The organism is Bartonella sp. PS7NMGDW (assembly GCF_042193585.1).
GTDB classification, from domain to species: Bacteria; Pseudomonadota; Alphaproteobacteria; order Rhizobiales; family Rhizobiaceae; genus Bartonella; species Bartonella grahamii.
In genome coordinates this window covers 1-670 of the sequence record NZ_JBHILX010000118.1, presented here as the reverse complement: position 1 = coordinate 670, position 670 = coordinate 1, and the positions used below count along the sequence as shown (strand labels likewise).

Sequence of the window (670 nt, the reverse complement as noted above, 5' to 3'; positions counted from 1 at the left end):
CCGCACATTGCAAGCAAGTTGGCGTTTACTTATCACTTCAGGGCGCTCATTGGGTTTAATGGCAGCAAGCTTTGGTGGGAATGCGCTGCGTCTTCTTCGCCCCATGACTTTACTGGTGGGGGCGTTTCGCGGCGTTATGATCTCAGGAAGTGCATTTGCTGCCTCTTTTGGTTGGATCGGGACAGTCATCGAAGTGGTTGGGGCGAGTATTGCTTCTGTTGTGGGGGCTATTTTTACCCCGATCGGAGCGGTCATTGCCGCTGTTGTGGCTGTGATCATAGCGGCTGGTTTTGCTTTGTGGAAATATTGGGATCGTTTTTCTTCTTTTATGAAGGGCTTTGCACGGGGGGTATCTCGGGCTTGGGGGCGTGCCTTTGAAGCCGTCATGCGCTTTTTTGGTGCCGATACCACCACCATCACCAAATGGAAAAACATCATTGCTGCTGCTTTTGATTTCTCTCAAACTTGGCAAAAGTTCAAACAAGGGCTTGGCGCTGTTGTTCAAAGCTTTGAAGGTTTGTGGGAGGGCGTTAAACAAAGCCTTTCCAATTTTTGGCAATGGTTGAAGAGTTTTTTTACACAGGAAAAGCTCTCGGAGAGTGCCAAGGCTGGTATGGAACAAGCGGGCGAAGATCTGGCTAATTCGATTGTCGATGGCTTTATGTCGTCT

At 49.3% G+C, this 670-nt stretch carries 1 pseudogene; it reads left to right on the top strand.

Going from position 1 to position 670, the window contains the following annotated elements:
• Positions 1-670, top strand: a pseudogene (locus tag ACFIKJ_RS09635) (phage tail tape measure protein); the annotation flags it as partial.